We start from the raw sequence: 6,467 nt of genomic DNA, 5'->3' as shown, positions 1-6,467 counted from the left end.
CACGGGCAAGAAGGCTCCGGACTACTATCGGGAATACGGTGACAAATACGTCAAACGATTCGACAAGCTGAAACCGGAACTGTCCAAAGAAGGACAAGAGTGGATGGAACGGACCAAGGACCGGTTACAGTTCAAGATGGAAGCTGGCCTGCGAAGCGGTACGTGGGATGAATCAAAACCCGAGGAGTTGAAAGAGAAGGCGTATGATTCGCACTCGGAAGCGTATCTTGAGGCTGGATTGGCCGATTTGCCGCAGGAAGACATCGACAAAATCATAACAGCTGTTGATCGGGGGGACTTGCTCCTTTCAAAGGATGCATTGCGAGAAGCATTCGAAACGGCGAAAGATCTGCCGGAGAAAGCCAAGAGGGCAATTCCTTCTGGGCTGAAGTGGATACTCAAAGGGCCTTCTGTTACTGAATAATGTGTTGGGTACTTCGTAAAATAATCCGCGGTGATGCCAAACGGCATCACCGCTTTTTGGCGTAAAGAGTCAGGGCTACTCCAATCAGCCCGCAACATGATATGCTAATCCAACCATTGGCTACAATGAGAATAGGAGTAACTACAACTGAACCGATAATTCCTTGCAAAAAAACCGCTAGAGAAGGCCATTCCGATAAAGCGGTGGCGGCATAGCCGCCCACGACTCCAAGGTACAAGGATATCCACCCAGTGCCAAGACCGATAATAAGCCCTCGAAATATCGCAAATCGTTTTTTTGCAGGTTCAAGCCAATGCCAAAAAAGCGTACCAATGACGAAAGTACCAATGACTGATGATAGCGATGCTGCCCAGTTCTCTTCAAAAGTATGATGCATGAATATCGCATACCCTGCAGCGACGATGGAACAGCCAAGTCCCATAGGAAGTGTCTTTTTAAGTGCTTCAAGCATGCAGCAACGATAGGACAAGCGAAATAGAGTGTCAAAATTCAAATTTGCGCCCCAGATGGAAGGTTTGCACCCCAAAACCCGCTCCTAGTTTGTTCAATGAATAAGTAAATTTTCTTGAACGAGTCACGGCAACCCAAATACCCTATCCAATATCTCATGTCTATCACTTGAGACGCCAAGACGTTCTGGCCGAAGATGGCCGCGAAGTATCCGAACATCGTGCGCTATTGATCTTCGGCCAGGAGCTGGGCCAACACCTTCGCCTGGGCTTGTGTCTCACGCTCCCCGGCGTAGCTTCCGGCAGCGGCATCGGCCATCTGCTCAAGGCAAAGCTGCTTCCTGGCGTCCAGGGCGACCCTCTTCGCGATCTCGTCCGCCTTTGGACGCAGCGGGTGGACCTTGTGGAAGCTCCCTTCGTGCAGATAGTGCAGGGCGTGGCATGTGGCGAAGGTGTCGTGGTCCTCAAAGTCGTAGCAGGCGACCGCGAGCGTGGTCCTGCCGATCGCCAATTGCTCGTACAGGTCCGGCCTGGCGCAAGCGTCCCTGAAGAAGCCCTGCGCGGCGTTCTTCGCCAACCGTTGCGCCTCATCGTATGTCCGTGCGGCCATCACCGCCTCGATCACCCTGCGCGCGCCCTTGTGCACGACCTCGTGCGCGATGTCCGCTGCCGCTGACGCCAGGGCTTCCAGGAGGAAGCCCTCCATCTCCTTGGCCGTGATCTTCATGCCTTCGGACTCGATGAGCGTGAGCAACTCATCGGCGATGGTGTAGGCGACCTGCCACACCTCGGCCTCTACGGCTGTCAGGACGTGCTTGGATGTGGCTCCGAACGCCCCGCCGAACGATATCGGGCTGCCTTGCTTCCAGGCGCACCGCAGGGCCATCTCCCGGCTGCCCTTGCCGCTGTAAGCGCAGATCCTGGCCATGGCTCCATGCTGCGTTCTGGCGGCTTCAGCCGCCTTGTGCAGCGCGGGGATCAGGTTGTGCGAGCCTGTCAGCAGGGCGCAGTCCCGCGCGTCGCGAGTCGAGAACGCCGAGTCAGCGCCATTGTCTCCCAGCATCGGCTGGGCCGTTTCCCAGAGCAGATCCTGAAGCTCCTGGTGCTCGACCTCGCCGTGGGCATGCTGGAGTCCGGCGGAGGGATGAAGGCCCTGCAAAAACTCCTCGGCCACTCCGAGTTCAGGGTGACCGCCGACACATACGCGGATGTCACGGATGATGCCCTGCAGCTCGCCGTCAATCTCGTGCGCCTGGGTCCGCTCGACCTGACCACCGACAAGAAGTGATTTTTGAGGGACCCGTTAGGGACCCAAAAACAGGACCGAGGGACCCTTGTGCGGGTCCCTCGGTCGCCAATTTTCGGCAATTTTCGACAGTATGAAAAAGGGCTGACTTGGGTAGAAACCCTTGTCAGCCCTTGATTTCCTTGGAGCCAGAACGGGGAATTGAACCCCGGACCTACTGATTACGAATCAGTTGCTCTACCATCTGAGCTATTCTGGCGAAAGGGGAGACGATTTTTAAACCAGGGGCGGGCGCGGGGTCAAGGGAAAAACATGGGGAGTTTGGGCTTTGGCTCGGTCTTTGAATCAGGATGGGGAGAGCGGGAAGAGGGTGGCTAGATATTGCTGTATTTGTTTAGTTTTTGTCAATCATCGCCTTGTTTGGGGGGGCGTGGTGTGACATAATTGTAGAGGTTGGGGCGGCGGGATGCGCAAAACGTCAATCCGGCGAGACCGGAGAGGAGTGGATGTGGCGCAGGCAAGTGGGCGCAAGCAGGGCCACAGGCACCTCGTTTTTGTGTATGGCACCCTGAAGCAGGGCTTTCCCAATCATTTCCTCCTCAGGCGGGCATCCCGTGTGGGGGCTGGCAGGACGGCGGAGCGGTATGCCCTGTATGTGGACGAGTACCCTGGCGTGTTCCCGGACGAGCCGGTGAGTAGGGTGCAGGGCGAGGTGTATGCGGTGGACGACGCCATGCTGGCCCGGCTTGACGCTCTGGAAGACCATCCTGTCCTCTACCGGCGCGAGCAGATCGACGTGCTCCTTGACGACGGACGCATCGTGCGCGCCTGGATATATTTCTATCCCCACAGGGGAGGGCGGCTCGTCGAGGACGGCGAATTCCGGCCCTGAGATGGGCGGATCGCCCTGTCGTCCGTGCTCGATCCCTTGCGCCGGAGTAGCGGCAGGGCTATGCTCGGGCCGGAGCGGACCATGCACATCGCCATCACCTATATACATCATAACAGCTTCGTGCTCGACGCGCCGGGCCGGACCTACCTCTTCGACTACCCGGGCGACGCCCATCTGCCGCCCGGGGCAGCGGATATGGTGCGGCGGGCCGTGGACGGGCGCGATCTGGTCGTGTTCATCTCCCACGGCCACGAGGATCATCTAAACGAGAACATGGACGCGGTCACCGCCGAGGCTGCCTCGGTGCGGACCGTGCTCTCTGACGATGTGACAGAGCTGCGGCCCGAGGCCGTGCCCACCCGGGGCGAGGTGCTCGTGGTCGAGCCGGACGAGCGGTATTCCTTTGACGCCATGGACGTGCGCACCCTGGCCAGCAATGACCTGGGCGTGGCCTATCTGGTGGAGGACAGGGGGCTTCGATTCTACTACGGCGGCGATCTGGCCGAGTGGATATGGCCGGGCGCGCAGGCCCGCGAGGCGGAGTTCACCCGGACCTTCTTCCGGGCGGCCATGGAGCGGGCGCGCGAGTTCCGGCCCCATGTGGCCTTTTCCAACACTGATCCACGGCTGGCAAACCGGGCTGGCGGGGAAACAGCCTGCCGCATGGCTGGCGCGCGGGTCTTCGTGCCCATGCACACCTTTGGCGACACCGCGTTCCTGGCCGATTTCGAGGCCAGGCCGGGGGGATCGCGCATCTTCCGTTACGAGCGGCCCGGCAACAGGGCGGAGTTCGAGGTCTGAGCCTTCGCCGGTGCGGGAGGGAGCCGTGGGGCATCGGATGTGTCACGATGGCCGGGCACGGCCCAGAGAGCTTGTTCAGGGCCGTGTTTCGGGTTAGGTTGCCCTTGCGTCGCGCAACCTCAATCGCTTCAGGAGCCTCCGTTGATCGCCAAGGAAACCCTGCACGCCTTCTTTCATCCCGAGACCGTGGCCATCATCGGCGCGTCCGCCTCGCCCGGCAAGATCGGGCACACCGTCATGGTCAACATGCTCGGGGCCGGATTCCGGGGGAAGCTCTTCCCGGTCAATCCCAGGGGGGGCGTCATCGAGGGCATCACCGCGGTGCGCGACATAGCGGACCTGCCGCGCGGGCTCGATCTGGCGGTCATCGCCGTGCCGCGCGACCATGTGGTCCCGTCCATCGTGGCCCTGGCCGGGATCGGGGCCAAGTCGGTCATTGTCATCACCGCCGGGTTCAAGGAGGTGGGCAAGGAGGGCTACCACCTGGAGCAGGAGCTCAAGGCCCTGTGCGAGGCACACTCCATCGCCATGCTCGGCCCCAACTGTCTGGGCATGATGAACCCCGCCCACGGAGTCAACGCCTCCTTTGCGGCGGGCCAGCCCCGGGCCGGGTCCATCGCCTTCTTTTCGCAGTCGGGCGCGCTGTGCGTGGCCATCCTCGACTGGGCGCTGGGCGAGAACATCGGATTTTCCAAGTTCATCAGCCTGGGCAACAAGGCGGTGATGGACGAGGCGGACATGCTCGGCTACCTCGACGGCGACCGGGAGACCCGGGTCGTCCTGGGCTACATCGAGAACGTGGAGCACGGCGAGGCCTTCCTGCGACAGGCCCGGGCCGTGTGCCGCAACAAGCCGGTGATCATGATCAAGTCCGGCACCACCACGGCCGGTGCCAAGGCCGCGTCGTCGCACACCGGGGCCATCGCCGGGTCGGATCAGGCCTACTCGGCCGCCTTTCATCAGTCCGGGGTGATCCGGGTGGCGGACGTGGCCTCGCTCTTCAACCTCGCCCAGGCCTTTTCCACCCAGCCGCTGCCCCGGGGGCCGAATCTGGCGGTGGTCACGAACTCCGGCGGGCCGGGCATCCTCACGGCCGACATCGCCGACCGCTCGCGACTGACCGTGGCCGAACTGTCCCAGCGCACCATCGAGCGGCTCCAGGAGTTTCTGCCCAGCTACGCCGCCTTCTACAATCCGGTGGACATCGTGGGCGATGCCGACGCCAAGCGGTATCGCAAGGCCCTGGACGTGGTGGCCGACGATCCGCTGGTCCATTCGCTCCTCGTCCTGCTCACGCCCACGGCCTCGGTGCAGATCGAGAAGACCGCCGAGGCGGTCATCCACACCGCGCGCAAGTGCGGCAAGCCCGTGTTCGCCTGCTTCATGGGCAAGACGCGGGTGGCCCGCGCCAGGACCATGCTCATGGAGGCCGGGATTCCGTGCTACGCCTTCCCCGAGGCCGCGGTCCGCTCCATCGAGAGCATGTATGAATATTATTTGTGGAAGCACCGACCCGAGCCGATCTACGCGGAATTTCCCTGTGACCGAGAGATGGCCCTTGCGGTGATCCGCGAGCACGAGGAGCGGCGCGAACCCGAGATCGTGGAGTTCCAGGCCCAGGAGGTTCTGCGCGCCTACGGGCTGCCCACGCCAAAGACCGTGCTGGCCCGCTCCAGCGACGAGGCCGTGGCCGCGGCCGAGGAGATGGGCTACCCCGTGGTCCTCAAGATCGCCTCGCCGCACATCTCGCACAAGTCAGACGTGGGCGGGGTGGTGCTCAACCTGCGTGACGCGGGCGAGGTCATGCGGGGCTTCCGGGAGATCACGGCCAGGGCGCAGCGCATGCGCCCCGATGCCTACATCGCGGGCTGTCTGGTCCAGGAAATGGGCCCGCCCGGGGTCAAGGAGGTGATCATCGGTTTCAAGCGCGACGAGCAGTTCGGGCCGATGCTCATGTTCGGCCTGGGCGGCATCTTCGTGGAGATCATGAAGGACATCTCCTTCAGGCTCGCGCCAATGTCGCGCCAGGACGCCTTCGAGATCGTGCGCGAGATCAAGTCGTACATGCTGCTCAAGGGGCTGCGCGGCGATCCGCCGGTCAACACCGCCGCCCTGGAGGAGATCATCCTGATCATGGCCCAGCTGGCCCGGGACCTGCCCCAGGTGTGGGAGGCGGAGTTCAACCCCGTGCTCATCAACCACGAACGCGTCCTGGTGGCCGACGTGCGTCTGACCCTGCACCTCAGGGAGAGCCGGGACTAGTCGGGACTATCCGGGCGTCGGGCCGGGCGGGTCATTTTTTCCTCAATTCGGTGACGGATTCGCCGCCGATGCCCCAATTGTCGGTCTCCACCTCGTCGATGATGACAAAGGTGGTGGCCGGGTTCTTGCCCAGCACCTCGGCCAGCAGATCGGTCACGCCCTTGATCAGCCGCCGCTTCTGCTCGGCGGTGGCGCCTTCCCTGGTGATGCGTATGTTGACGTGGGGCATTGGTCCTCCATGAATTGCCCGGGCCTGACCGGGCATCGCGTTTTGGTTGGTCCGTTGCATGGTCCTATCCCACTTTCGGCCCATCGGCCACAGGGAGGGGAGGGCAGAAGCCAGACGCGCCGACCAGACGCACAGACCAGGCG

8 protein-coding genes and 1 tRNA gene are annotated in these 6,467 nt (G+C 62.1%); 5 read left to right on the top strand and 4 right to left on the bottom strand.

Annotation, left to right across the window (positions count from 1 at the left end):
- Positions 1-424: hypothetical protein (locus tag QQS14_RS15960; protein WP_285908013.1), on the top strand; the 424-nt coding region annotated here is incomplete at its 5' end.
- 46 nt (positions 425-470) lie between these two features.
- Here QQS14_RS15960 and QQS14_RS15955 read toward each other — a convergent pair.
- Both QQS14_RS15955 and QQS14_RS15950 read right to left on the bottom strand, forming a co-directional pair.
- Positions 471-896 carry a hypothetical protein gene (locus tag QQS14_RS15955; RefSeq protein WP_285908012.1) on the bottom strand — a complete coding sequence of 142 codons (426 nt, stop codon included), beginning with the start codon at positions 894-896 and terminating at the stop codon, positions 471-473.
- 224 nt (positions 897-1,120) lie between these two features.
- Positions 1,121-1,957 carry a hypothetical protein gene (locus QQS14_RS15950; RefSeq protein WP_285908011.1) on the bottom strand — a complete coding sequence of 279 codons (837 nt, stop codon included), beginning with the start codon at positions 1,955-1,957 and terminating at the stop codon, positions 1,121-1,123.
- Positions 1,958-1,996: 39 nt separating this feature from the next.
- On the opposite strand from QQS14_RS15950, the gene QQS14_RS15945 reads away from it, so the two are divergent.
- Positions 1,997-2,182 (top strand): hypothetical protein, encoded by a 186-nt coding sequence (locus tag QQS14_RS15945; RefSeq protein WP_285908010.1) that lies wholly within the window; start codon positions 1,997-1,999, stop codon positions 2,180-2,182.
- Positions 2,183-2,323: 141 nt separating this feature from the next.
- On the opposite strand, the gene QQS14_RS15940 is transcribed toward QQS14_RS15945, so the two are convergent.
- Positions 2,324-2,399: transfer RNA gene (locus QQS14_RS15940), tRNA-Thr, on the bottom strand.
- Between the two features lie 249 nt (positions 2,400-2,648).
- Here QQS14_RS15940 and QQS14_RS15935 point away from each other — a divergent pair.
- The 3 genes from QQS14_RS15935 to QQS14_RS15925 all read left to right on the top strand — a co-directional run bounded on the left by QQS14_RS15935 (position 2,649) and on the right by QQS14_RS15925 (position 6,095).
- Positions 2,649-3,032 carry a gamma-glutamylcyclotransferase family protein gene (locus QQS14_RS15935; protein WP_285908009.1) on the top strand — a complete coding sequence of 128 codons (384 nt, stop codon included), beginning with the start codon at positions 2,649-2,651 and terminating at the stop codon, positions 3,030-3,032.
- A gap of 81 nt (positions 3,033-3,113) precedes the next feature.
- Positions 3,114-3,833 carry an MBL fold metallo-hydrolase gene (locus QQS14_RS15930; RefSeq protein WP_285908008.1) on the top strand — a complete coding sequence of 240 codons (720 nt, stop codon included), beginning with the start codon at positions 3,114-3,116 and terminating at the stop codon, positions 3,831-3,833.
- A gap of 141 nt (positions 3,834-3,974) precedes the next feature.
- Positions 3,975-6,095 (top strand): acetate--CoA ligase family protein, encoded by a 2,121-nt coding sequence (locus tag QQS14_RS15925; protein ID WP_285908007.1) that lies wholly within the window; start codon positions 3,975-3,977, stop codon positions 6,093-6,095.
- Between the two features lie 31 nt (positions 6,096-6,126).
- On the opposite strand, the gene QQS14_RS15920 is transcribed toward QQS14_RS15925, so the two are convergent.
- The gene (locus tag QQS14_RS15920; RefSeq protein WP_285908006.1) at positions 6,127-6,324 is read right to left on the bottom strand and encodes a tautomerase family protein; all 198 of its coding nucleotides are present in this window, start codon (positions 6,322-6,324) and stop codon (positions 6,127-6,129) included.
- Positions 6,325-6,467: the final 143 nt, after the last annotated feature.

The sequence above is a fragment of the Pseudodesulfovibrio pelocollis genome (genome assembly GCF_030282845.1).
Taxonomy (GTDB): domain Bacteria; phylum Desulfobacterota; class Desulfovibrionia; order Desulfovibrionales; family Desulfovibrionaceae; genus Pseudodesulfovibrio; species Pseudodesulfovibrio pelocollis.
Note: the sequence above shows the minus strand (reverse complement) of the source record. Positions and strands in the feature narration are given on the sequence as shown.